Annotated in this window: 21 protein-coding genes; 17 read left to right on the top strand and 4 right to left on the bottom strand. The window is 65.4% G+C overall.

The genetic code is table 11. The annotated features are described in order from the left end of the window. The first annotated feature begins 29 nt into the window (after positions 1-29). The gene (locus tag QX041_RS18900) at positions 30-1,253 is read left to right on the top strand and encodes a citrate synthase family protein (RefSeq protein WP_315715229.1); all 1,224 of its coding nucleotides are present in this window, start codon (positions 30-32) and stop codon (positions 1,251-1,253) included. Positions 1,254-1,267: 14 nt separating this feature from the next. Here the strand turns inward: QX041_RS18900 and QX041_RS18895 are convergent, their stop codons facing one another. Beyond that, positions 1,268-1,924: a DedA family protein gene (locus QX041_RS18895; RefSeq protein WP_315715230.1), complete on the bottom strand. Its 657-nt coding sequence runs from the start codon at positions 1,922-1,924 to the stop codon at positions 1,268-1,270. 295 nt (positions 1,925-2,219) lie between these two features. On the opposite strand from QX041_RS18895, the gene cobS reads away from it, so the two are divergent. The 11 genes from cobS to QX041_RS18840 all read left to right on the top strand — a co-directional run bounded on the left by cobS (position 2,220) and on the right by QX041_RS18840 (position 15,367). After that, positions 2,220-3,218 (top strand): cobaltochelatase subunit CobS, encoded by a 999-nt coding sequence (cobS, locus tag QX041_RS18890; protein WP_315715231.1) that lies wholly within the window; start codon positions 2,220-2,222, stop codon positions 3,216-3,218. 144 nt (positions 3,219-3,362) lie between these two features. Beyond that, entirely contained in the window at positions 3,363-5,264 is a 1,902-nt protein-coding gene (cobT, locus tag QX041_RS18885) for a cobaltochelatase subunit CobT (protein WP_315715232.1), read from the top strand. Between the two features lie 66 nt (positions 5,265-5,330). Next, positions 5,331-6,407: an esterase-like activity of phytase family protein gene (locus QX041_RS18880; protein ID WP_315715233.1), complete on the top strand. Its 1,077-nt coding sequence runs from the start codon at positions 5,331-5,333 to the stop codon at positions 6,405-6,407. A gap of 103 nt (positions 6,408-6,510) precedes the next feature. Beyond that, a complete protein-coding gene (locus QX041_RS18875; RefSeq protein ID WP_316166239.1) occupies positions 6,511-7,623 on the top strand; it encodes an NADH:flavin oxidoreductase/NADH oxidase in 1,113 nt (370 codons plus the stop codon). Positions 7,624-7,840: 217 nt separating this feature from the next. Further along, positions 7,841-8,941 carry an LLM class flavin-dependent oxidoreductase gene (locus tag QX041_RS18870; protein ID WP_315825518.1) on the top strand — a complete coding sequence of 367 codons (1,101 nt, stop codon included), beginning with the start codon at positions 7,841-7,843 and terminating at the stop codon, positions 8,939-8,941. Positions 8,942-9,124: 183 nt separating this feature from the next. After that, positions 9,125-9,547, top strand: coding sequence for a hypothetical protein (locus QX041_RS18865; protein WP_315715425.1), 423 nt, complete (start codon positions 9,125-9,127; stop codon positions 9,545-9,547). Positions 9,548-9,869: 322 nt separating this feature from the next. Beyond that, complete coding sequence (locus tag QX041_RS18860) at positions 9,870-11,417, top strand: ABC transporter substrate-binding protein (RefSeq protein ID WP_316166238.1); 1,548 nt, start codon at positions 9,870-9,872, stop codon at positions 11,415-11,417. An 80-nt stretch (positions 11,418-11,497) separates the two neighbouring features. Beyond that, complete coding sequence (locus QX041_RS18855) at positions 11,498-12,469, top strand: ABC transporter permease (protein ID WP_316166237.1); 972 nt, start codon at positions 11,498-11,500, stop codon at positions 12,467-12,469. Further along, the gene (locus tag QX041_RS18850) at positions 12,466-13,305 is read left to right on the top strand and encodes an ABC transporter permease (protein ID WP_316166236.1); all 840 of its coding nucleotides are present in this window, start codon (positions 12,466-12,468) and stop codon (positions 13,303-13,305) included. Before QX041_RS18855 ends, QX041_RS18850 begins: the two co-directional genes overlap by 4 nt. A gap of 3 nt (positions 13,306-13,308) precedes the next feature. Next, positions 13,309-14,919, top strand: a complete 1,611-nt coding sequence (locus QX041_RS18845) for an ABC transporter ATP-binding protein (RefSeq protein ID WP_315825514.1) — start codon at positions 13,309-13,311, stop codon at positions 14,917-14,919. Positions 14,920-15,178: 259 nt separating this feature from the next. After that, entirely contained in the window at positions 15,179-15,367 is a 189-nt protein-coding gene (locus tag QX041_RS18840; protein ID WP_315715240.1) for a hypothetical protein, read from the top strand. A 47-nt stretch (positions 15,368-15,414) separates the two neighbouring features. Here QX041_RS18840 and rpsU read toward each other — a convergent pair whose 3' ends face one another. Further along, positions 15,415-15,738 (bottom strand): 30S ribosomal protein S21, encoded by a 324-nt coding sequence (gene rpsU, locus QX041_RS18835; protein ID WP_315715241.1) that lies wholly within the window; start codon positions 15,736-15,738, stop codon positions 15,415-15,417. Between the two features lie 458 nt (positions 15,739-16,196). Here rpsU and QX041_RS18830 point away from each other — a divergent pair, with 458 nt between their 5' ends. The 3 genes from QX041_RS18830 (at position 16,197) to QX041_RS18820 (ending at position 17,183) form a co-directional block, all read left to right on the top strand. Next, positions 16,197-16,403 (top strand): cold-shock protein, encoded by a 207-nt coding sequence (locus QX041_RS18830; protein ID WP_315715242.1) that lies wholly within the window; start codon positions 16,197-16,199, stop codon positions 16,401-16,403. Between the two features lie 136 nt (positions 16,404-16,539). Continuing rightward, entirely contained in the window at positions 16,540-16,776 is a 237-nt protein-coding gene (locus tag QX041_RS18825) for a transcriptional regulator (protein WP_315715243.1), read from the top strand. A 158-nt stretch (positions 16,777-16,934) separates the two neighbouring features. Continuing rightward, on the top strand, positions 16,935-17,183 hold the full coding sequence (locus QX041_RS18820) for a hypothetical protein (protein WP_316166234.1): 249 nt from the start codon (positions 16,935-16,937) through the stop codon (positions 17,181-17,183). Between the two features lie 60 nt (positions 17,184-17,243). On the opposite strand, the gene QX041_RS18815 is transcribed toward QX041_RS18820, so the two are convergent. Both QX041_RS18815 and rpmB read right to left on the bottom strand, forming a co-directional pair. Beyond that, a complete protein-coding gene (locus tag QX041_RS18815) occupies positions 17,244-18,506 on the bottom strand; it encodes a DUF2235 domain-containing protein (protein ID WP_315715245.1) in 1,263 nt (420 codons plus the stop codon). Positions 18,507-18,849: 343 nt separating this feature from the next. Next, complete coding sequence (gene rpmB, locus QX041_RS18810; RefSeq protein WP_172114511.1) at positions 18,850-19,158, bottom strand: 50S ribosomal protein L28; 309 nt, start codon at positions 19,156-19,158, stop codon at positions 18,850-18,852. 615 nt (positions 19,159-19,773) lie between these two features. Between rpmB and QX041_RS18805 the strand changes: the two genes are divergently transcribed. Beyond that, positions 19,774-20,550 (top strand): DUF3108 domain-containing protein, encoded by a 777-nt coding sequence (locus QX041_RS18805; protein WP_316166456.1) that lies wholly within the window; start codon positions 19,774-19,776, stop codon positions 20,548-20,550. 554 nt (positions 20,551-21,104) lie between these two features. Continuing rightward, positions 21,105-24,671 (top strand): helicase-related protein, encoded by a 3,567-nt coding sequence (locus tag QX041_RS18800; RefSeq protein ID WP_316166233.1) that lies wholly within the window; start codon positions 21,105-21,107, stop codon positions 24,669-24,671. The last annotated feature ends 7 nt before the right edge of the window (positions 24,672-24,678 follow it).

Below are 24,678 nucleotides of genomic sequence, written 5' to 3'. Positions count from 1 at the left end.
CTTGATCAATCTTGATTAAGCTGATCAATATGAAAAAAGACAGCGGCCTTTACCTATCTGCTCGTGAAGCTTCGGCGGAACTCGCGATCTCGCCGGCCACCCTCTACGCCTATGTCAGCCGCGGACTGGTCCGCTCCGAGCCGTCTCCGAATTCGCGCAGCAACCGCTATCGCGCCGAGGACATCCGAGCCCTGAAGGAAAGGCGCGCACCGGCCCCCGAGCCGCGCGCCTTCCGTAGCTTCGATGCGGACCTCCCCGTGTTCGATTCCGCCGTGTCGACGATCACCGAAGCCGGTCCGATCTATCGCGGCGTCAATTGCGTCGACCTGGCCGTGCGCGGCACGCTGGAGCATGCTGCGACGCTGCTGTGGGACGTGACCGCGCTCGATCCGTTTGCGCCAGGCAACCTTCCGGCCGTGTCGGAGGAGATGGGTTTCATCGCCGATGCTGCGCGGCGCGCGGCGCCGATCGACCGCGCCATCGCGGTACTGGCGCTGGCGACACATGCTGATCCCGCGGCTTTCAACCGCGCTCCCGACGGTCGGGCGCTGGTCGGCGCGCGCATCGTTCGGCTTGTGGTCGCAACCATGTTGAACCAGCCAGCGTCAGCCGATCCGCTCCATGTTCAGGTCGCGCGGAGCTGGGCGCCCGGACATGAACATGCGCCGGACCTGATCCGTCGCACCCTGGTGCTGCTGGCCGATCATGAGCTGAACGCGTCGACCTTCACCGTCCGCTGTGCGGCGTCGACGGGCCTCAGCCTCTACGATGCCGTCATCGCGGGTCTTGCGGCGCTCAAGGGACCGCAGCACGGCGGCGCCGGCGTCCTGGCGTCGCAGCTGGTGAAGGCACTCATCGATCGCGATGTCGCGCCGCTGATCCGCGAGCGGGTGGCGCTCGGCGAGCGCTTCGCCGGCTTCGGCCACGGCGTTTACAAGCACGGCGACCCTCGCGCCATCTCGCTCCTGGAGGCGCTGACGCGCGCCGGTGCGCCGCGCAAATTCACCCGCGAGGTGCCCGAGCGGATCGCGGAAGCGACCGGTGAATTCGTGAACATCGATTACGCGCTGGCCGTGCTGGTTCACAGCCTGCGGCTGCCCGCGGGAAGCGAGCTGGCGCTGTTCGCGATGGCGCGCTGCGTCGGCTGGATCGCCCATGCCTGCGAGCAGCTGCAGTTCGGCCGCCTGATCCGGCCGCGCGCCCGCTACACCGGACCCATCCCGGGGCGCGGCGCTACCCTGGAGACGCTCTAGCGACCGCCGTCCGCCTATTCCGCCGTGCCGGCCGCCAGCTGAGTTTCGCGTCGCTTCCGCACGAGCCACAGCACGAGCCAGACCACGATCGTGCCCGCGACAGTCGCGATGATCCAGGTGGACTTGGCGATATGGCTATGATGCGGAATGCCGCCATAACGGTGCAACAGCTGCACGGCGAACACTCCGGGCAGGACATGGGCGCCGGCCCACAGCACGATGGCAGGGATGTTCACGGCGTAGAAGCGGGGCGGAGGGATGTCGAGCGCGCCGGCCGTGATCGGTACGACGGCGCGGATCGGCGCGATAAAGCGGGCGAAGAAGATCGCCAGGGTGCCGAAACGGTGGAACAGGGCCTCGCTCTGCGCCACCAGGCGCGGATAGTTCGAGAACGGCCAGCTCGTCAAGATCTCGCGCTGCCTGCGATGGCCGACCCAGAACGCCCCGCCGTCCCCCAGCACCGCGCCCAGGATCGCCGCCGCCAGCACCCATTGCAGGGTCAGCTCGCCGCCCGGAATCAATGCGCTCAGCGCCAGGATGATGGTCGTGCCTGGAACCACCGAGCCCACGATCGGGATCGCCTCCAGCAGGGCGGCCAGAAACAGGGTGAGATAAGCCAGTCCCGCATGCGCTGAGACGAAGGCAATGAGGGGATCGAGCAGATGGGCCACGCGGTTCCTGTTGGTGCAGAGGGTGGGCGGGGAGCTCCTCGATAAGTAGGAACCCCGGCTCCGGGTGCCACGTCGAGATCCTGGGAAGAGCCGGTGGGCGGAAAGGTGGCACGATTCGCAGGGCAGCCTTTCGAAAACGGCCACTCATGCCTATCTCGATGATATAACGACGGAACTTTGATCAAGGCTTAGGCTTCTGCCCGCGCGTGCTCTCTGCTAGGCTGGCGTCGAAGCCCTTCAACCGCAGCCAAACATGAAATCTGGTTTCGGGAATGCCCGGGACCTCGGAGGATGAATGACGACCGCCGCTACGACCAATGCGCAGGAGATGACCGGTGTGCCCGACATGAAGGTGTCGGTGCGGCAGGTGTTCGGGATCGACAGCGACCTTGAGGTGCCGGCCTTTTCCGCAAGCGACCCGCATGTTCCCGAAGTCGACGCCGACTACCGCTTCGACCGCGCCACCACCCTTGCGATCCTGGCTGGCTTCGCCAAGAACCGCCGCGTGATGGTGACTGGTTACCACGGGACGGGCAAGTCGACCCATATCGAGCAGGTCGCGGCGCGACTCAATTGGCCCTGCGTGCGCGTCAACCTCGACAGCCATATCAGCCGCATCGACCTCGTCGGCAAGGACGCGATCGTGGTGAAGGACGGCAAGCAGGTCACCGAATTTCGCGACGGCATCCTGCCCTGGGCGCTGCAGCACAACGTCGCACTGGTGTTCGACGAATATGATGCCGGCCGCCCCGACGTGATGTTCGTGATCCAGCGCGTGCTCGAAGTGTCGGGCCGCCTGACCCTGCTCGACCAGAACAAGGTCATCAAGCCGCATCCGGCGTTCCGTCTGTTCGCGACCGCCAACACCATCGGGCTCGGCGACACTTCGGGCCTCTATCACGGCACCCAGCAGATCAACCAGGGCCAGATGGACCGCTGGTCGATCGTCACCACGCTCAACTACCTCGCCCATGACGAGGAGGTCGAGATCGTGCTGGCCAAGGCCAAGCACTATCAGAACCCACAGGGCCGCGACACCGTCAACAAGATGGTGCGGCTCGCCGACCTCACGCGCAACGCCTTCGCCAATGGCGATCTGTCGACGGTGATGAGCCCGCGCACGGTGATCACCTGGGCCGAGAACGCCGAGATCTTCAGTGACATCGGCTTCGCCTTCCGTGTGACGTTCCTCAACAAGTGCGACGAGCTCGAGCGTCCGCTGGTCGCGGAATTCTATCAGCGCTGCTTCAATGCGGAGCTGCCGGAATCCTCCATCAACGTGGCGCTGAGCTGACACACCGGCGTCGTTCTGGCCTCGGGCCGGGACCCATACGCCGCGGCCTCTCTCGTCGGGTGATGCGGAAGAGCGAGTGCGAACAAACGAACGCCGGTGGTTATCGGGCCTGGCGTTCGCCGGGACGATAGCCGCAGGAATCAGATGACCACACCGAGCAACAAGCCCCGTCCTGGCGTCAAGGAAGCACCGACCGAACCTTTCAAGAGGTCGGTCACGGGGTGCCTGCGCGCGATCGCCAGGGCGCCTGAGCTCGAAGTCTCCTTCGCGGCCGAGCGTCCCGGCCTCGCGCCGGGCAAGGCGCGGCTGCCGGAGCCGGCGCGCAAGATGACCAAGCGCGACGCCGCCGTCGTGCGCGGCCATGCCGACTCGATCGCGCTGAAGCTCGCCTGCCATGATCCGAAGATCCATCGCAAGCTGATCCCGGGCAATCCGCAGGCGCGTGGCGTGTTCGAGGCGGTCGAGCAGGCGCGTGTCGAGGCGATCGGTGCAAAACGCATGGCCGGCGTCGCCAAGAATCTCACGGCGATGCTCGACGACCATTTCCATCGCGGCAAGTATGACGAGATCACCGACCGCGCCGACGCACCGCTGTCGGATGCGCTGGCGATGCTGGTGCGCGAGCGGCTGACCGGCATGGCGCCGCCGAACGCGGCGCGCAAGGTGGTCGATCTCTGGCGTCCGTTCCTGGAGGACAGGATCGGCCAGCGCCTCGATGAACTCGGCCGTTTCACCGAGGACCAGGCCAAGTTCGGCGACCTGGTTCACGATCTGCTCTCGGCGCTGGATCTCGGCGACGAGCGCAACGCGGATTCGGAAGAGGACGAGGACAACGACGACAATCGCGATGGCGACAATGAGCAGTCCGGCGCCGAGGGCTCGCCGGATTCCGACGCTGCCCAGGAGATGAGCGCCGACCAGGCGCAGACGACGTCGGACGAGATGTCGGAGAGCGCGATGGAGGCGGCCCAGGCCTCGGCGTCTGACACGCTCGACGACGGCGAACTCGGCGACGACGAGACGCCGGGCGAGGCGACGCGTCCGAACCGCGGCGGCGCCAACGAGCCGCGCGGCCCCGAATATCACGCCTTCGCGCCGAAATTCGACGAGGTCATTGCCGCGGAAGACCTGTGCGACCATGACGAGCTGGAGCGGTTGCGCTCCTATCTCGACAAGCAGCTCGCGCATCTGCAGGGCATCGTGGCGCGGCTCGCCAACCGGCTGCAGCGCCGGCTGATGGCGCAGCAGAACCGCGCCTGGGAGTTCGATCTCGAGGAGGGCATCCTCGATCCGGCGCGGCTGTCGCGCGTCGTCATCGACCCCTATCAGCCGTTGTCGTTCATGCGCGAGAAGGAAGCGACCTTCCGCGACACCGTGGTGACGCTGCTGCTCGACAATTCCGGCTCGATGCGTGGGCGGCCGATCACGGTGGCCGCGACCTGCGCCGACATTCTCGCGCGCACGCTGGAGCGCTGCGGCGTCAAGGTCGAGATCCTCGGCTTCACGACGCGGGCGTGGAAGGGCGGACAGTCGCGCGAGGCGTGGCTTGCCGCCGGCAAGCCGGCCAATCCCGGCCGCCTCAACGACCTCCGCCACATCATCTACAAATCGGCCGATGCGCCGTGGCGGCGGGCGCGCAAGAATCTCGGTCTGATGATGCGCGAGGGGTTGTTGAAAGAGAACATCGACGGCGAGGCGCTCGACTGGGCGCACAAGCGCCTGCTCGGGCGTGCCGAGCAGCGCAAGATCCTGATGATGATCTCGGACGGTGCGCCGGTCGATGACTCCACGCTGTCGGTCAATCCCGGTAACTATCTCGAGCGGCATCTGCGCCACATCATCGAGGAGATCGAGACCCGCTCGCCGGTCGAGCTGATCGCGATCGGCATCGGCCACGACGTCACGCGTTACTACCGTCGCGCGGTGACCATCGTCGATGCCGAGGAGCTCGGTGGCGCCATCACCGAGAAGCTCGCCGAATTGTTCACGGAGACCCACGCCGCACCGCAGCCTGCGCCGGGGCAAAAGCGCAGGCTGCATTCGTAAGCGGCCGTCGGCCGGCTGCGTCCCTCCTCCGGCTCGGAGGAGGTGGGGGAGGGGGCTCCGCTAACGATGTCGCTGCAGGCGATTGCCGACCGCAGGCGCTTTCTTGCGCTGACCATCGGCGGAGTGTCGGCATTCGCATGGTCCAGGACGGCTGTTGCGCAGCTTGCGCCGGCGCCGGTTCGCAGACGCGTCACCATTGACGAGCACTCCGTCACATCGGCGGTCAAGATCGAGGTCAACGCGCGACCGCTGCCCTCGTTCGACCTCCGCGATCGGACGCATCTGCGCTTCGGGATGCTGCAATATCGCAGCGGCGTGGCGCTGACCTCGTCCTTTCCCGGCTTTGGCGGCCTGTCCGGCATCCGGCTCGATGCCAAGGGTGAACGCTTCCTCGCGGTCAGCGACAAGGGCGGCTGGTTCACTGGCCGCATTGCCTATTCCGGCCGCGAGATCGCGGGGCTCGCCGATGTCGAAGCGGCGCCGCTGCTTGGTCTGGACGGACGTCCCATCACCGATCGCGGTTGGTATGATTCCGAGTCGCTCGCGCGCGATGGAGACATCGTCTATGTCGGCCTCGAACGCGTCAACCAGCTCTTGCGCTACGACTTCGCCAAGGGTGGAACCGGCGCGCGCGGCGAGATCGTGCCGCTGCCGCCGGCCGCCAAGCGGCTACCCCACAACAAGGGACTGGAGGCGTTGGTGGTCGTGCCGAAGGGCCTGCCGCTCGCCGGCACCCTGATCGCGCTCTCCGAGCGCGGTCTGGACCCGAACGGCAATCTGCTGGCCTTCCTGATCGGCGGACCGGCCGCGGGACAGTTCAGCATCGTTCGCAGCAACGACTTCGACGTCAGCGATGCCGTGCTGCTGCCGTCGGGCGATCTTCTGGTACTCGAACGCAAGTTCTCGCTGTTCAACGGGGTCGGCATTCGAATCCGCCGGCTGACGCTGGCGCAGATTGCGCCGGGCGCGCTGGTCGATGGTCCGGCGATCTTCTCCGCCGATCTCGGCCAGGAGATCGACAATCTCGAGGGCATCGATGCGCATGTGACGCCGGAGGGCGAGACCGTGCTGACGCTGGTGTCCGACGACAACTTCTCGATGATCCAGCGCACGCTCCTGCTGCAGTTCACGCTGATGGAGTGAGCTGCGACGCCGCTGCGGCGGCTCGCGTTGACCGCGGCTCGTCCATGATCGACACTCGCGGCCATCAGATCATCGCGTCAACGGTCACAACCTGGAACTCAGCATGAGCGCCCTGTTCACTCCGATCAAGCTGCGCAGTCTCGAACTCGCCAACCGCATCATGGTGTCGCCGATGTGCCAGTACTCGGCCGATAATGGCGCGGCCAATGACTGGCACTTCACCCACATCAACACGCTGGCGCTGTCGGGCGCGGCGATGTTCTGCATCGAGGCGACGCATGTCGAGCCGATCGGGCGCATCACTCCCGGCTGTCTCGGGTTGTGGGACGACGTGACGGAAGCTGCGCTGAAGCCGATCCTGGCCTCGGTTCGCAAACATGCGAAGGCTGCGGTTGCGATGCAGCTCGCCCATGCCGGCCGCAAGGGCTCCAGCCACAAGCCGTGGGATGGCGGACAGCAGATTCCGCTCGCGGACGGCGGATGGCAGACGGTCGCGCCGTCGGCCCTGCCGCACAAGGAGGGCGAGCTCGCGCCGGAGGCGCTCGATCTCGCGGGCCTGGCCCGCATCCGCGATGCGTTCGTTTCCGCATCGCAACGGGCGGCGCGCCTCGGCATCGACGCGATCGAGCTCCACGGCGCGCATGGCTATCTGTTGCATCAGTTTCTGTCGCCGATCGCCAACCAGCGCACCGACAGCTACGGCGGGTCTCTGGAGAATCGCATGCGCTTTCCGCTCGAAGTCTACGATGCGGTGCGCGCCGTCTTCCCTGCGGACAAGCCGGTCGGCATGCGTGTCTCGGCCACCGACTGGGTCGACGGCGGCTGGGATCTCGATCAGACCATCATATTTGCGCAAGCGTTGACGCACCGCGGCGCCGATTGGATCGACGTCTCCTCGGGCGGCGTGTCGCCGTTGCAGAAGATCACGCTCGGACCCGGCTATCAGGTGCCGTTCGCCGCGGCCGTGAAACAGGCGACGGGGCTTCCCACCATTGCGGTCGGTCTCATCACGCAGGCGCAGCAGGCCGAGGAGATCGTGGCCTCGGGCAAGGCCGACATGGTCGCGCTGGCCCGCGGCATGCTCTATGACCCGCGCTGGGGCTGGCACGCGGCAGCAGAGCTCGGCGGACAAGTCGCCGCACCTCCGCAATATTGGCGTTCGCAGCCGTCGACGCAGAAGGAGCTGTTCGGCAAGACGACGTTCGGCGCACGCTGACGTGCAATTGATGACCGCAATGTTGCGCATCAGCGTTGCAAAATTCTGCGGTCATCATTCCGCCCGCGACACGGCTGACGATTGTCGCTGTCCGACGAAGTGCTAGACTTCGCAGACCACGTGCGGCGATGCCGACTCGTCTGGTCGTGTTTCGTCTCGCGTGACGATGAGCGCATCACGAAGATGCGCCGCAATACAAACGCGAGAGGAAAGCGCCATGGAAATCGGATATTTCACGATGCCCTCGCATCCGCCGGAGTGCGGATTGAAGGAAGGGCAGGAATGGGATCTGCAGGTCCTGCGGTGGCTCGACGAGCTCGGCTATCAGGAAGCCTGGATCGGCGAGCATCACACCGCGCCCTGGGAGCCCCACCCGGCACCCGATCTCATTCTGGCGCAGGCCTTCCGTGAAACCAAGAACATCCGGCTCGGGCCCGGCGGTTTCCTGCTGCCCTATCATCACCCGGCCGAGCTCGCCAATCGCGTCGCGATGCTCGATCACCTCTCCGACGGCCGGCTCAATTTCGGCATTGCCGCATCCGGCCTGCCGAGCGACTGGGCGATGTTCAACGTCGACGGCATGAGCGGCCAGAACCGCGAGATGACGCGCGAGGCGCTGGAGATCATCCTGAAGATGTGGTCCGAGGACGCGCCATGGACGTACAAGGGCAAGTACTGGACGGTGACCAAGCCCGACGTGATGTTCGACTTCCTCAAGCCGCACATCAAGCCGGTGCAGGCGCCGCATCCGCCGATCGGCGTCGCCGGCCTGTCGAAGAACTCCGATACGCTGAAGCTCGCCGGTGAACGTGGCTTCATCCCGATGAGCCTCAACCTCAACCCCGCCTATGTGTCGTCGCACTGGGACTCGGTCGAGGCCGGCGCCGCCAAGTCCGGTCGCAAGCCCAGCCGCAGCGATTGGCGGCTGGTGCGCGAGGTGTTCGTCGCCGATACGGACGAGGAAGCCTGGCGTTTGTCCTCCGGCGACATGATGGGACGGATGATGGGCGAGTACTTCCTGCCCCTGCTCGGTCATTTCGGCTTCAAGGACTATCTGAAGCACTCACCCGACGTGCCCGATTCCGACGTGACGGTGGACTATTGCGCCAGGCGCAACTGGATCGTCGGCTCGCCGGCGACGGTGACCGAGAAGATCGAGAAGATCTGGCATGAGGTCGGCGGCTTCGGCACCCTGTGCGTGTTCGGCTTCGACTACAAGCACAAGCCGGAAGCCTGGCACAACTCGCTGCGCCTGTTGAAGCAGGAGGTGATGCCGAGATTGAGCCACCTCAATGCCGGCCTCACCAAGGCCGCCTAGTCTCTCTTGGCGCCAGCATTCACCCTCCCTTTCGGGCAATGCTGGCGTCAAAAGAAATGTAGCTAAAATTTTCGCGCGAGTGCAGCTTCAGATTTGACGTTTGGGTGACGGTCTTGCCGTTAGGACGGATCCAGGCGCCGAATCCGCCGCATGCGTGTGGCGGTCTGACATTGGGGGCAGGTCATGCGGTTTCGCGTCAGGAAGTTTGCCCATATCCTCGAACGCTCGGGTCTGGCTCTGGCGGGCGCCGCCTGCGGCGTCTTCGTCGGGGCCCATGTCGGCTCCAGCGTTCCGTTGCTGACCACGCAGGGCTTCCTGATCGTGATGATGCTGTCTGGGGCACTGGGCTTCTATCTCGGCATCGACACGCCGCAACTGCCTTTTCATCCTCATGAGGAGAACTCGCCGGAGGCGAAGATCGATACGGCCGAATTTCTGAGTGCCTTCGGGACCTTCCTCGCAACCCTCACGGCGTTCTTCGCCGTTGCCATCATCATCCTGCGCGAGGATCCGCACATCGTCTGGACGTCGCTGATCATGGTCGGCTGGATCATCGGCGTGATCATGCAGATCGTTTCCGGCGCGATCGCCCGTCTGCGGCGCTGATTTTCCCTGTTCAATTTTTGGGCTAACGCTGTCGCGAGTTTCATCTTGCGGCGGCGATCGCGGTCGTGTGAGCTCCTGCATCAGGGGCTCGACCTGTGATGCCACGTCGTTCGTGGGCGCATTGCGCGACCGACACAGGTCCTGGCGACGTTTCCAAAGCGTTGCCCGCAGTCGTATTGGAGCCGTTCTACAGCGCTGCGCGCGGACGATCCAACAGTCCATGCGCCCAGAGCAGGCATCACATCAGAAGCTGCATGGCGATATCGCGCACCTTGGCGCGCTTGATGCATCGCGGCCGGTAATGACATTTGGGAAGTTCATCATGTTGAAACGGGTGCTGCTGGGTGTGGTCATTGGCTGCGGACTGTCCGCGGCGCAAGCGGAGGAGCCGAAGGTCGGCGGCGTGGTCAACGCGGTGATCCAGCCCGAGCCGCCCGGCCTGATGCTGGCGATGGTCCAGAACGGCCCGACGCAGATGGTGTCCGGCAACATCTTCGAAGGCCTGCTGCGCTACAGTCCCAAGCTGGAGCCGCTGCCCGGCCTCGCCGAGAGCTGGACCATCAGCCCGGATGCCAAGGTCTACACCTTCAAGCTCAAGAAGGGCGTGACCTGGCACGACGGCAAGCCGTTCACGTCGGCCGACGTGCTGTTCTCGATCGACATGCTGAAGCAGACGCATGCGCGCGCTCGCAACAACCTCGCAATTGTCGAGAAGGTCGAGGCGCCGGATGATCTCACGGTGGTGTTCAGGCTGAAGGAGCCGTTCGGTCCCTTCATCGGCATCTTCGAGGTCGGCTCGATGCCGATGGTGCCGAAGCACCTGTATGAAGGCACCGACTACAAGACCAATCCGAACAACAACGCGCCTGTTGGCACCGGCCCCTTCATGTTCAAGGAATGGCAGAAGGGATCCTTCATCCGGATGGTGAAAAATCCGAACTACCATGAGAAGGGCAAGCCCTATCTCGATGAGGTCTACTGGCAGATCATTCCCGACGCCGCCGCGCGCGCGGTTGCCTTCGAGACCGGCAAGGTCGACGTGCTGCCGGGCGGCTCGATCGAGAATTTCGACGTGCCGCGCGTCTCCAAGCTGCCGGGCGCCTGCGTCACCGGGGCCGGCTGGGAGTTCTTCTCGCCGCTGTCGTGGATGTGGCTCAACAACCGCCACCCGATCCTGGCCAACAAGAAGGTGCGCCAGGCCATCATGTATGCCATCGATCGCGACTTCGCCAAGGACGTGATCTGGAACGGCCTCGGCAAGGTCGCAACCGGACCTTCGGCATCGACCATCAAGTTCTATTCCGACGACGTGCCGAGATATCCGTACGACCCGGCCAAAGCCAAGGCGCTGCTCAAGGAGGCCGGCTACAAGGGCGAGAAGATTCGCATGCTGCCGCTCGCCTATGGCGAGACCTGGCAGCGCTGGGGCGAGGCGGTGAAGCAGAACCTTCAGGACGTCGGCATGAACATCGAGACGATTGCGACCGACGTGCCCGGCGGCAACCAGAAGATCATGGAGTGGGACTACGACATCGCCTTCACCTATCTGTATCAGTACGGCGATCCCGCGCTCGGCGTGTCCCGCAACTACATCACCTCGGCGATCGCCAAGGGCCAGCTCTTCAACAATGTCGAGGGCTATTCGAACCCGGAGGTCGACAAGCTGTTCGCGGAGGGCGCCACGGCGCCGACCGACGCCAAACGCAAGGAGGCCTATGACAAGGTGCAGAAGATATTGGCTGAGGACGTGCCCGTGGCCTGGCTGCTCGAGCTCCAGTTCCCGACCATCACCAAGTGCAAGGTGAAGAACCTGATCACCACCGGCATCGGCGTCAACGACGGGTTCCGAGACGCTTGGCTCGACAAATAGCGGTGCACTCCGGGGCGCGGCCATGATCCCCGCGCTCCGGTGTTTCGCTGTCCCGCCGAGCTGACCTTCACGGACCTTTCATGCTCTCCTTCATCGCCCAGCGCGTCGTGAAAGGCGTCATCGTCCTTCTCGCCATCATCGTGCTGAATTTCTTCCTGATCCGGCTGGCGCCGGGCGATCCGGCCGTGGTCATGGCCGGCGAGGCCGGTGCCTCGGACCAGATCTTCGTGGCGCAGTTGCGCGAAAAATTCGGCCTCGACCGTCCGCTGCCGGAGCAGCTCCTCATCTACGTCAAGGGTATCGCCAGCCTGGATCTCGGCTTCTCGTTCCGTCAGCAGGCGCCGGTCGCCGGGCTGATCGCCGAACGATTGCCGGCGACCCTGCTGCTGACGCTCACGGCGTTCGCGATCTCGCTCGGTCTCGGCGTCCTGTTCGGCGCGCTCGCCGCGCGCTTCGCCGGCACGATCCTCGATACTGCAATTACCGTGCTCGCGTTGATCTTCTACGCGACGCCGCTGTTCTGGATCGCGCTGATCGCGATCCTGCTGTTCTCGGTCTGGGTCGATTGGTTGCCGAGCTTCGGCTATGAAACGGTCGGTGGCGGCTATACGGGAGTCCGCCACGCGCTCGACGTCGCCGCCCATCTCGCGATGCCGGCCGCGACGCTCGGCCTGTTCTTCATGGCGACCTACACCCGCATGACCCGCGCTTCGATGCTCGAGGTCAAGCGGCTCGACTTCGTCAAGACCGCGCGCGCCAAGGGCCTGCGTGACGGCGTCATCCTGCGCCGCCACGTGCTGCGCAACGCGCTGCTGCCGGTGGTGACCCTCGCCGGCGTCCACGCCGGAACGCTGGTCGGCGGCGCGGTATTGACCGAGACCGTGTTCGCGTGGCCCGGCATCGGCCGGCTGATGTATGACGCGCTGATCCAGCGCGACTACAATCTCCTGCTCGGTGTGTTCGTGGTCTCCTCGGCGATGGTGCTGATCTTCAACCTCGTCACCGACCTCGTCTATCGCCTGGTCGATCCGCGCATCGAGTACGCGTCATGAGGCAGTTCTGGCGAACCATGCTGCGCAGCCCGAGCGGCATCATCGGGCTGATCATTCTCGCACTGGCGATCGTCGTCGCGGTGGCCGGCCCGTTCTACTTTCCCAACTCGCCGTGGCGCATGGCGCAGCGGCCGTTCGTTCCGCCGTTCACGCTGTCGAAGGTCCCGCTCGGCACCGATGCGCTCGGCCGCGACGTGCTCGCCGGCCTGATCTTCGGCGCGCGCGTCTCGCTGCTGGTCGGCCTCGTCTCGACATTGGTGGCGTTGATCGTCGGCGTGCCGCTCGGCGCCATCGCCGGCTATTTCGGCGGCCGGGTCGATGACGCGCTGATGCGCTTCACCGAGTTCTTCCAGACCATCCCGAGCTTTGCGCTCGCGATCGTGCTGGTCGCGATCCTGCAGCCGTCGATCTATTCGATCATCGCCGCGATCGGCCTCGTCAGCTGGCCGCCGGTGGCGCGCCTGGTCCGCGGCGAGGTGCTGAGCCTGCGGACCCGCGAATATGTCCAGGCTGCGGTCGTCACCGGCCAGAGCAATGCCTGGATCATCTGGCGCGAGATCCTACCCAACGCGCTGTCGCCTGTCATCGTGCTGGCCTCGCTGATGGTCGCGACCGCGATCCTCCTGGAGTCCTCGCTGTCGTTCCTCGGCCTCGGCGATCCCAACCTGATCTCCTGGGGCTATATGGTCGGCGCCGGCCGCACCGTCATTCGCCAGGCGTGGTGGATCACCGTGTTTCCCGGCGTCGCGATCCTGGTGTCGGTGCTTGGCCTCAATTTGATCGGCGAGGGCCTGAACGATGCGCTCAACCCGCGCCTGTCGCGCGAGGGCAGGTGAGCCGTGGCTGATCCCGTCGTTGCCATCCGCAACCTCCGTATCGCTTTGCCGCCGGGCGCCGAGCGCGCCCACGCCGTCGACGGCGTCTCCTTCGATCTTACCGCGGGCAGGATCGTCTGCGTGGTCGGCGAATCCGGCTCGGGCAAGTCGATGTGCGCGCATGCGCTGCTCGGGCTGCTGCCCGATACGGTGAAAGTGGAGAGCGGCGAGATGCGCTTCGAGGGGCGCGACCTGCTTGCCGTCGATGAGGACGGCTGGCGCGATCTGCGCGGCCGCCGCATCGCGATGGTGTTCCAGGAGCCGATGACCGCGCTCAATCCCTTGATGCGGATCGGCGAGCAACTGATGGAGGTGTTCGAGGCGCATGATCTGCTGAACCCCCGCGAGCGCCGCGCCAAGGCGCTGGCGCTGGTGCGCGAGGTCGGCCTGCCCGATCCCGAACGGATCATCCGCGCCTATCCTCATCAGCTCTCCGGCGGCCAGCGCCAGCGTGCGATGATCGCGATGGCGCTGGCGCTCGAGCCTGCGGTGCTCGTCGCGGACGAGCCAACCACCGCGCTCGACGTGACGACGCAGGCGCAGATCCTCAAGCTGATCCGCAACCTGCAGGCCAGCCACAACATGGCGGTGATGTTCATCACCCATGATTTCGGCGTCGTCGCCGACATCGCCGACCAGGTCGTCGTTCTGCGCCATGGCAAGGTGGTGGAGGAGGGTACGGCCGCCGCCGTGCTCGGCCAGCCGCAGCACGACTACACCAAGGCGCTGCTCGCCGCCGTGCCGTCGTTCGACCCGCCGCCGCGGCAGTCACGCGAGGCTGCGCCTCGGGCGGTGGAGGTGATCGGCCTCGACAAGACCTATGTGACGCCGACCGGCTGGTTCCGCCCGAAGCGCGAGACGCGCGCCGCGCATGCGGTCAATTTCGCGATCCACCAGGGCGAGACGCTCGGACTCGTCGGCGAGTCCGGCTCGGGGAAGTCATCCGTTGCGCGTCTGGTGATGCGGCTGATCGAGGCCGATCGCGGCACGGTGCGGATCGGCGATGTCGATCTCACGGCGCTGGAGGGTCGCGCCTTGCGCGCGCAGCGTCACCGCATCCAGATGATTTTCCAGGATCCGTTCGCCTCGCTCAACCCGCGCCGCAAGGTCGGCCGCATCATTGCCGACGGCATGGTCGCGCGCGGCACGCCGCTCGACGCGGCGCTGAAGCGCGCCCAGGATCTGCTCGGCATGGTCGGGCTCGACGCCGGCGCCATCGGCCGCTATCCGCACGAATTCTCCGGCGGCCAGCGTCAGCGCATCGGCATTGCGCGCGCGCTCGCGCTGGATCCGGAGATCATCGTCGCGGACGAAGCAGTGTCGGCGCTCGATGTGTCAGTCCAGGCGCAGGTGTTGCGGCTCCTGGAAGATTTGAAGGCGCGCCTTGGTCTGTCGATGCTGTTCATCACGCATGACCTGCGGGTGGCCGCGCAGATCTGCGATCGGATCGCCGTCATGCAAAAGGGCGAGATCGTCGAGCTGAAGCCGACCGCGGCGCTGTTCGCCAATCCCGAACACGCCTATACGCGCGAGCTGCTCGCTGCCGTTCCCGGCCGCAAGCACGGTACGGCGTGATTTGCGTAAGCCGGCCGCCGGTCGGAACCATGGAGCATCGTGCCGGGTCGGGTTCAAATGCTTGCAACATCTTCGGCGTATTTGGATTATAGTAAGACTGGACCCCGATGGGGCCGCAGGGTGGTCGCCCGAGCTGGTACGCGCCAAGACAGCGGGCTCGTGCTCCCTCTACCCGCGGCCTTCATTGAACCGTGCCGTGCTGCGCCAGTCTCGACAGGATGTCGCAGCGGCGTTCACCATCCCAACGAGGACTCTCATCATGTCGGAGCGCAAGCCAACGGCCGCCGTGCGCGAGGCTCAAAAAGCCTTCAAGCCGGCCGAGCCGACGAGAAGCGATTATGAAAAGGCGCAGAGCGCCTTCGATCAGAACCGCGAGCGACTGAAGGCCGAGCGATTGGCGCGTGAAGCGGCTGACGGCGCCGGCAAACAGCCGAAGAAGCTGGCGTGAACCGCCAGCCTCTTCCCGTCGATTTCGGCGGGCATGCCGTCGCTTGCTCAGCTGCGCGGGGGCGTAGCGGTAAGCTGGTCCCGCGGCCGTTCACGATCGGTGTGCGTCGAGGTCGTTGAGGGGAGCGCGCCCGGCCGCGCTGCGGGTACCTTCTTGACCGGCGCCGGCAGCAACCCTTCGCGGATGGCCTGCTTGCGCGCGACTTTGCGATGGCGCCTGATCGCATCGGATTTCTCGCGCGTCTTGCGCTCCGATGGCTTCTCATAGGATCTGCGGCGCTTCATCTCGCGGAATACGCCTTCGCGCTGCATCTTTCGCTTCAGGATGCGCAACGCCTTCTCGACGTCGTTGTCACGAACAAGAACCTGCAAAAGTGTCCTCCTTGTCTTCATCTCTATCGATGAAATTCGGTTGGCAAAGCCGAGCGGCGCTGCGGCGGGGCGAACGGCGCGCTCAGCAGAGCGGCGTCAATGAAACGTGTTGCTCACAATGTTATGAGTCACGATACGTGCGAGACACGGTGATCCCCTTCGTCGGAAGGCGGGAGCACGAGTGTCTCTCAGCCATCGATGGCCATGCCGTTACCGATGGTGCTGTGAAGATAGGGGCAATCTGCTGATATTGCCAGCGCGAGCCGACTCAACGGTTCCGGCCCTCGGCAAACTATATTTGCCGCGCGGCCTTGTAATCCCCGAGAAAATCTCTACCTTGAGGTAGTTCGATTAGCCGCTGTGCCTTTCTGAATGTGCCTGTGGGCTATTTCCAAAAGTCATCGCTCAGTTGAATGAGATCGCGTGATGGTCGCGCGGTGAATGATTTGGAGATAGACATGCAGGGTACGGTCAAGTGGTTCAATGGCCAGAAGGGCTTTGGTTTCATTCAGCCGCAGGATGGCGGGAACGACGTGTTCGTTCACATCAGCGCTGTTGAACGCGCTGGTCTCGCCGGTCTGGCTGAAGGCCAGAAAGTCAGTTTTGAGGTCAAGACGGACAAGATGCGCGGTAAAACCAGCGCAGAAAATCTCGCGCTGGTCTGATCGCACTGATCTGACGTCTCTGACGTCTTGGGCCATTTCACGGATGTACTGAAATGGCCGGTTTGCCCGCTCGATCCTGTATTGAGCGGGCTTTCTGCGTCTCGACGGTAACCCGCGTTTCCGGAAGGATCAGTCGATGGCCACCAAGAAGATGTCAGAACGCTCCCCCGAAAGCATTGCGCGGTCGGAGCGCCAGCGCGTCGCCGCCGAGGACGGGGCGAAGGCGCGCGCCGAATGGGATCAGCGCGCGACCGCGGTCCGCAAGAACATGGAGCGGCTGCGCGTGTTGCGGCTCGCCAAGGAAGCGGAAGCTGCGCAAGCGGGTTCTGACGCGGCGCCTGCGCCGAAGCGGCGGAAGAAGGTCGCTCGCTAGGGCGGTTTCGTCTCGCCTTCCGACGTCGGCTGCCCGGTGGAACTATCGGAACTTCAGATCCGTTGCCGGTGCTCGAACAGACGGGCGATCCATGCCTGATCATTACGTCTCAACCGCGTCCCGCGTACAGACCCGACCTTCGTACCGAGGAGGCTGACGTGGCCAAGTCGACAGCTACAGACGTTCGCATCGCCAAGGACGAGACGCAGCGTGGAGGCCAGACGATCGCATTCGCGCTCGCAATCGGCGCCACGCGGCAGGTCTGTCATCTCGAGACCTGCTTTTGCACCCGCAACCAGGCGTTCGCCTATCTGCAGCGAAACCGCACGGCGTTCGAGCAGATGGCGCGCGAGCAGTTCGCCCGTGGCGAGGTGACCGACGGCGTCATCCATCTGCACATGATCTGAGGCGATCCGCCACACGCGGGCCTCTGAAGACGCTGCCCGACGCGCAACGCGCCGTTGCTGCTACTCCGCCTTCTGTTTGACCGGAAGCGGGACGCGCTCATAGGACGCGGGCAGATTGACGGGCCGGTAGTCCTGCGATTCCGCGATCCGCATCAGCACGCTCTCGTGGATGAACGCGCCCTCGGGAATGAAGCGCGGCTCGCAATTCGGAACGTACAATCCGAAATGCGCCTTGCGCTCCGGCCACTCCTTGTACGTCGCGCTCTTCGGCAGCCATTCCAGCAGCCGCCAGGCCGGCGTCATCGAATCGTGCAGGGGGCCCTGGACGCTCGGCGCCACATAGGAGAACGGACTGTTCTTGCGCTGCACGCCCCAGGCGAGCTGATTCACCGTGCGCGGATTGACCGTCAGCCCGGCCTCGACCGCCTCGTCGATCATCCACAGCAGCGGATATTTCGAAGCCGCCGACCGCACCTCGGGATAGCCGCCGCCGACGTCGGAATGCACGCCGGCGAACCACACCTGTTTGGCGTCCTGCGGTCGCGCCTGCGCCTTGTTGAAGCGGTTCGGCGTGAAGGTCTGCGGCATCCCCCACGGCTTCAGCCGGAACATGCAGCGGCGCTCGTCGATCGCCGCAGCCTGACGGAAGATCTTCACGCTCGGGTTCTCGATCGTGAAGGCGAGCTCCTCGAGGCTCGGCAGCGCAAACAGCCGGTCGGTGCGCGGCACGATCACGCTCGCCACCGTGTCCCACACGCCGACGAAATGGATCGTCGGCCAGCGCGTCGAGGTGATCCGCGCGAACTGCGCGGCCTGGTCGGCGCGGCTCTCCGGGATCGGCCCGTCCTCCTCGGTGCTCTCGAGCTCCTTGGTGATGCCGCGCCCGGCCTTCGGATTGTCGGAGGAGTACTTCTTGTAGGCAATCACGCCTGGGCCGACGAGATTGATCTGACCCGGCGAGATCAGCCCGATCTTGTGGATCAGCCCGGCCAGCACGCGCACGGTGTAGGCGCCCCGCGAGAAGCCGAACAGGAAGATGCGATCGCCGTCCTGGTACTGCGTGGCCAGGAAAGAGTAGGCGTTGATGACGTTGTCGTCGAGGCCGTAGCCCGTCGCGAGCCCCAGCACCATGTTGAAATTGGCCTTGAAGCGATGCCAGCTGTCGGGCTGCGTCAACGTGCCGACGCCGGGATCGTAGAACACGACCTGATGCGGTGTCGTCTTGTCGGTCTTGCGCAGGCACCGATAAAGCTTGAGCACGTTCGAGATGTTCTCGCTGATCTCGTTGCCGGTGCCGTCGCAGCAGATGACAATATTCTTCATGGCAAAGGAATGTCCGCAATAATGCTACCGCAACGAGTGTAGAGCATCCGGCTGGTGTTGGGGAGGTCGGTTCCCTATGGCACTTCGTCTGGGTCGCTGTTGCGCGCGGCGCGGCGGACATCGCGAAGTGACTGCGGGGCGCCGTTGTACGAACGGATGGTCACCCGACCAGTCCTGCCGCCCCACGCCTGCTGCCCGTGTCCAGAGTTGTCAGTTGGTCACGGCATCCGCAAGCAAAACGGCCGGATCTCTCGACCCGGCCGTTTCGACATCTCGTTCAGCTTGAAGCCGCGCCCGTGACGCGTCCGGCTTCTGCATCAATCCTGAATTTCGGCGCGCTCTCTCAGCTCGCCTTGGCGACCGGGGCAGCGTCCGCCGCCTTCTTCTCGATGGCGCGCTTCAGCTCCAGCGCGCGCGGCGACAGGGTCGCGGCGTTGGCCTTGAGCAGATAGGCATCGAGGCCGCCATTGTGGTCGACGCTCTTGAGCGCGTTGGTGGAGACGCGCAGGCGCACGTTGCGGCCGAGTGCATCCGAGATGAAGGTCACGTTGCACAGGTTCGGCAGGAAGCGCCGCTTGGTCTTGATGTTGGAGTGGCTGACCTTGTGGCCAACCTGGGGACCCTTGGCCGTCAGTTCACAGCGCCGCGACATGGCAATAAATCCTCTCTCATCCCCGCACCCTTCGTCCGCCTGTGTCGGCGGGCCGCGGGGGTCCAAAACTCGTCCAGCTCGTCTCTGGGAGATGCGGTCGTATAGGGGGGATGCGGCTTTTCGTCAAGGTTTTGAAGGCCGCAGCGAATAGAGGGAGCCGGGCCGGCGAACCCGAAGGGCGCGACCCATGCATCCTCCTGGTCGGGCCGAAATCGCCAACCAGCAGAAAAGCAGGCGTATAATCAATAGTATAGCCGATAGTTTAGACCATATAAAGGGCGCATTCGGACGTGATGGATGGATATCCCGCGAACAGTCCGAAATGCCGGAATGGCGGCATGCTGGCGCGGTCGGAGGTTCGCGGCTCGGTTCCGGCAGAGCTGCGGATGACGGTCTGAGTGCTGTTCAGCTGCAAAGCGCTGGACAAACCGCCATTGTCGGACGGTTCGCGTTGTTTGAAGGCGTTTTTGGCTTAAGTAGCAAGGACGGCGCGTCGGATCGGTCCGGCGCTCAGGCAGGCGGATCGGTAGGATCATTCGTCACGTGACCATCATCTCGGTTCCCTCATTTCTCTCCTGTCGCCTGGCCGCGGCCGGGGCAGCGCTCTGCCTGTTGTTGCTGGCGCAAAACGCCCAGGCGCAGGCTCGGTTGGACGCTCAATACGAGGCTTCCCTGGCTGGCATCCCCGTCGGCAAGGGCACCTGGGCGGTCGAGATCGGGGATGATCAGTATGGTGCCGCGGCTCAGGGCGGCACCGCCGGCCTGCTCAAGAGCTTCTCGCAAGGATCAGGCACCGGCTCGGTGCAGGGGCGCGTCGTCAACGGCGCCCTGGTCGGCCAGAGCTACCAGGCCTCGACCACGACGGGAAAGAAATCCGAGCAGATCCGCATCAATCTGCAGAACGGTACTGTGAAGGACTTCGCCATCGAGCCGGCGCCTCCGGTCGATCCCGACCGCATTCCGGTGACGGATGCCCACAAGCGTGGCGTGCTCGATCCGATGACGGCCTCTCTGGTGCGCGTGCCGGGCAACGGCGAGCTGCTGTCGCCGGACTCGTGCCGCGGCGCTGCGCCCGTGTTCGACGGCCGCATGCGCTACGAGCTCAAGCTCGACTACAAGCGCATGGAGAACGTCAAGGCAGACAAGGGTTATCGTGGCCCGGCCCTGGTCTGCGCGATCTACTTCACGCCAGTCGCGGGCTACATCCCGGACCGGCCGGTCATCAAATATCTGGCTCAGGCCCGCAACATGGAGATCTTCTTCGTGCCGATCGCCGGCACCCGTGTGCTGGTGCCGTTCAAGATGGTGATCCCGACCCCGCTGGGGACCGCGATGCTGGAAGCGACGTCGTTCATCACCCAGGCGGCGCCGCACGTCGCCAAGACCCAGTAGTGCGTCGTTTCGCTGCTCCTCCACATCGGAATCTCGTCGTTGCGGCACAGCCCCGTCAGCGGCCGTGGCGTGAAGGCCTGACGGCATGCCGTCCGCTATCGCTTGAATCCGATGGAGATTCGGGGTTCGCGCTGCATGATCTCCGGACTGACGGGCTCATGAGCTCCGATTTGTCGGGACCCCCTATGGATACTGTCTGCTGCGCGTGAATCCGTTTGACTCTTCCCTGATTCTGATTCGACTCGGGACGCGCTGAACGCGCGCCAGTTCCATCGCGAAAGCGTTGCTTGTGGAGCCCGCGAAAACTTGATCTAGTGCTGGCTTGATGGCAGAGCGCGAGATGTTGCGGTGAACGAAGCCGGAAAGCCGACGGAGTCAGCGATTCCTTCGCGATTCGTTCTCAAGGCGTTCCGAAGCTTAAGCTGCGTCACTATATGCGTCACAATGTGAGACAGGGGTCAGCATCGCAGCCTCTCCAGACACACGATTATTCCGCATCCGTCGCGCGTGAACGGCGCGCTTCCAACGCCGGCTTCGAGACCCACATTTAACGAATGGCTTTTTCGTCCTCTTCGGCTGCCTCGCCTTTCGAGCGCACGTCCGACCGCGCTCCCGGAAGCGGCGTCACCGCCGTGCTCGGCCCCACCAACACCGGCAAGACGCATCTGGCGATCGAGCGCATGCTCGCGCATTCCTCCGGCATCATCGGACTGCCGCTGCGGCTGCTCGCGCGTGAGGTCTACAACAAGATCGCCGATCGCGTCGGCAGCGAGGCCGTCGCGCTGATCACCGGCGAGGAGAAGATCAAGCCGAAAAATCCGCGCTACTGGGTGTCGACCGTCGAAGCGATGCCCAGGGATCTCGACGTGTCGTTCCTGGCCGTCGACGAGATCCAGATCGCGTCCGATCTGGAGCGCGGCCACGTCTTCACCGACCGCATCCTCAATCGCCGCGGTCGCGACGAGACGCTGCTGCTGGGTGCTGCGACGATGCGTCCCATCATCGAGCGCCTGCTGCCGGGCGCGTCGATGGTGACACGGCCACGATTGTCGCAACTCGAATTCGCCGGTGATCGCAAGATCACGCGACAGCCGCGCCGGACCGCCATCGTGGCGTTCTCGGCCGACGAGGTCTACGCCATCGCCGAGCTGATCCGCCGCCAGCATGGCGGCGCCGCTGTCGTGCTGGGATCGCTGTCGCCGCGAACCCGCAACGCGCAGGTGGCGATGTTCCAGAACGGCGACGTCGACTATCTCGTCGCCACCGATGCGGTCGGCATGGGGCTCAACCTCGACGTCGATCACGTTGCCTTCGCGTCCGACCGCAAATATGACGGCTATCAGTTCCGCCGGCTCACGCCGTCGGAATTTGCCCAGATCGCCGGCCGTGCCGGACGCGCGACGCGCAATGGCACGTTCGGCACCACCGGACGTTGTGCGCCATTCGAGCCCGAGCTGGTCAATGCGCTTCAGAACCATGCCTTCGATACCGTGAAGGTGCTGCAATGGCGCAACTCCCGGCTTGATTTCGCGTCCTTGAGCGCGCTTCAGGTCTCCCTGGCGGTCGCGCCGGCGCATGAGGCGCTGACGCGCGCGCCGATTGCGGAGGATCTGCGCGTGCTCGATCATGCCGCGCGCGATGCCGAGGTGCGCGACATGGCTCACGGCGCGGCCGCGGTCGAGCGTCTGTGGGAAACCTGCCAGATTCCCGACTATCGCAGGCTGGCGCCGGCCGCCCATGCGGAGCTGGTGACCACCGTGTTCGGCTTCCTGATGCAGAAGGGGCGTATTCCGGACGCCTGGTACGCGGCCCAGGTCGATCAGGCCGACCGCGTCGATGGCGACATCGATACGCTGTCGGGGCGGATTGCACAGATCCGTACCTGGACCTTCGTGGCCAACCGGCCCGACTGGCTGCGCGACCCTGATTATTGGCAGGGGATTACCCGCGAACTCGAAAATAAATTGTCAGACGCCCTTCATGAACGGCTCACGGAGCGTTTCGTTGATCGTCGTACCAGTGTATTGATGCGGCGCCTGCGGGAGAACAGTGTTTTGAATACGGAAATCGGCAAGACCGGCGAAGTGATCGTTGAAGGGCACGCGATCGGCCGCCTGGATGGATTCACCTTCGCGCCCGACGCCGCCGAAGCCGGCTCGGAGGCCAAGGCCTTGCAGGCTGCTGCCCAGAAGGCGCTGGCCGGCGAGATCGAGGCGCGCGCCGAGAAGCTGTCCAGCGCGCCCGACGAGCACATCGTGCTCACCGCCGACGGCACGGTGCGCTGGACCGGCGACGCGGTCGCCAAGCTGGTCGCGGCCGACGACGCGCTGCATCCGCGCCTGCGCATCATCGCCGACGAGCGGCTGACCGGTGCTGCGCGCGACAAGGTCCAGGCGCGGCTCGATCTGTGGCTGAAGACGCATATCGAGAAGCTGCTCGGCCCGCTGTTCGAGTTGTCCAAGGCCGAGGACATCACCGGCATCGGCCGCGGCATCGCGTTCCAGCTGGTGGAGGCTCTCGGCGTCATCGAGCGCGCCAAGATCGCCGCCGAGATGAAGGATCTGGACCAGCCGTCGCGCGCCACCTTGCGCAAGTATGGCGTCCGCTTCGGTGCCTACCACATCTACGTCCCGGCGCTGCTCAAGCCCGCCGCGCGCGCGCTCGCTGCGCTGCTGTGGGCCGAGAAGCAGGGCAATGTCGACATGTCCGCGCTGACCGGCGCGCAGCATCTGGCGAGCTCGGGCCGGACCTCGTTCCCGGTCGACAAGGCGCTGCCGCGCGATGCCTATCGCGTGCTCGGCTACAAGCAGGCGGGCGAGCGCGCCGTGCGCGTCGACATCCTGGAGCGGCTGGCCGACCTAATTCGTCCCGCCCTGGCCTGGCGCGACAATGCACCGGGCGAAAAGCCGGCCGGCGCCTTCGACGGCCGCGGCTTCGTGGTGACGCAGGCGATGACCTCGCTCACCGGCTCGGCCGGCGAGGACTTCGCCTCGATCCTGCGCGCGCTCGGCTATCGCATGGAGAAGCGCCCGCCGCTGCCGCCCAAGCCGATTGAGAAGCCCGTCGAGGCTGCTGCCGCCGCGGGAGCCGCTGCGGAAGCCGCTCCGGCTGAGCCGGCAGATGCGCAGGCCATGCCGGGCGAGGACCTCGCAGTTGTCGCCGGCGAGCCGGCCGACGAGCAGGTTCCCACCGTCGCGGAGGCCGCAGTCGCTCCGGTGACCGAGCAGGCCGTCGCCGTGCCCGCGGTGGTCGGTGAGGAGCAGGCGGAAACCGCGTCGGTGTCGGCCCTGGCATCGCTGCCGACTGTCGATTTCGTCACGCCGGATGTGGCGGACGAGGCGTCCGTGGCCGAGACGGCTGCCGAAAGCGTCGTCGCCGAGGCGGAAACCGCCGTCGCTGCGGATGCGCCGCGGCCCGAAGCCGCTGAGGCCGTCGCGAACGAGGCAACGAGCATCGGCGACGCTTCGGCTGAAGCCGCCGCGGCGGAAACTGCTGCTGGATCGACCGCTACCGAGGCTTCTCCCGCCGAGGCCGCGCCTGCTGCCGAGCCCGTCCTGGTCGAGGTCTGGCGGCCGGGCGGGCGCTCGGAGGAGCGCCGGCCGCGTCACGACCATCATCATCGCGGCCGGCCCAACCGTCCGCAGCATGAGCGCGGGCAGGCTGCCGGCGGCGGCCAGGCACCGGCCGGGACCGCTCCGGCCGAGGGCGGCGAGGCGCGCGAGCGCCATCACCGCGGCCATGGCCGGCGCGACCGGATGAAGGAGTTCGGCAAGGACTTCCGCAAGGGCCCGCCGGAGGCTGGTGCGGCTCCACCAGCCGAGGGCGCATCGACACCGGCGCGCGAGGATCGCGGGCCGCGCCGCGATCATGATGCCAAGGGGCGCGACCAGAACCGGGATCGCAACAAGGGTGGCAAGTTCGGCGGTGACCGCGAGGGGCGCGGCGGCCGCGACTTCGGCAAGGGGGGGCGCGACAAGCGCGACAGCGGCCCGGCGCTGCGGCCCTACGCATCGAGCAGCGGCGGCGGCCGGGATCGCGACCGTCCGGTCGATCCCAATTCGCCGTTCGCCAAGCTCGCCGCGCTCAAGGAGCAACTCGCGGGGAACAACCGCAAGGACTGAGCGGCAA

The sequence above is a fragment of the Bradyrhizobium sp. SZCCHNRI2009 genome (assembly GCF_032485115.1).
Lineage (GTDB): Bacteria > Pseudomonadota > Alphaproteobacteria > Rhizobiales > Xanthobacteraceae > Bradyrhizobium.
This window is presented reverse-complemented; position numbering and strand designations above follow the sequence as displayed.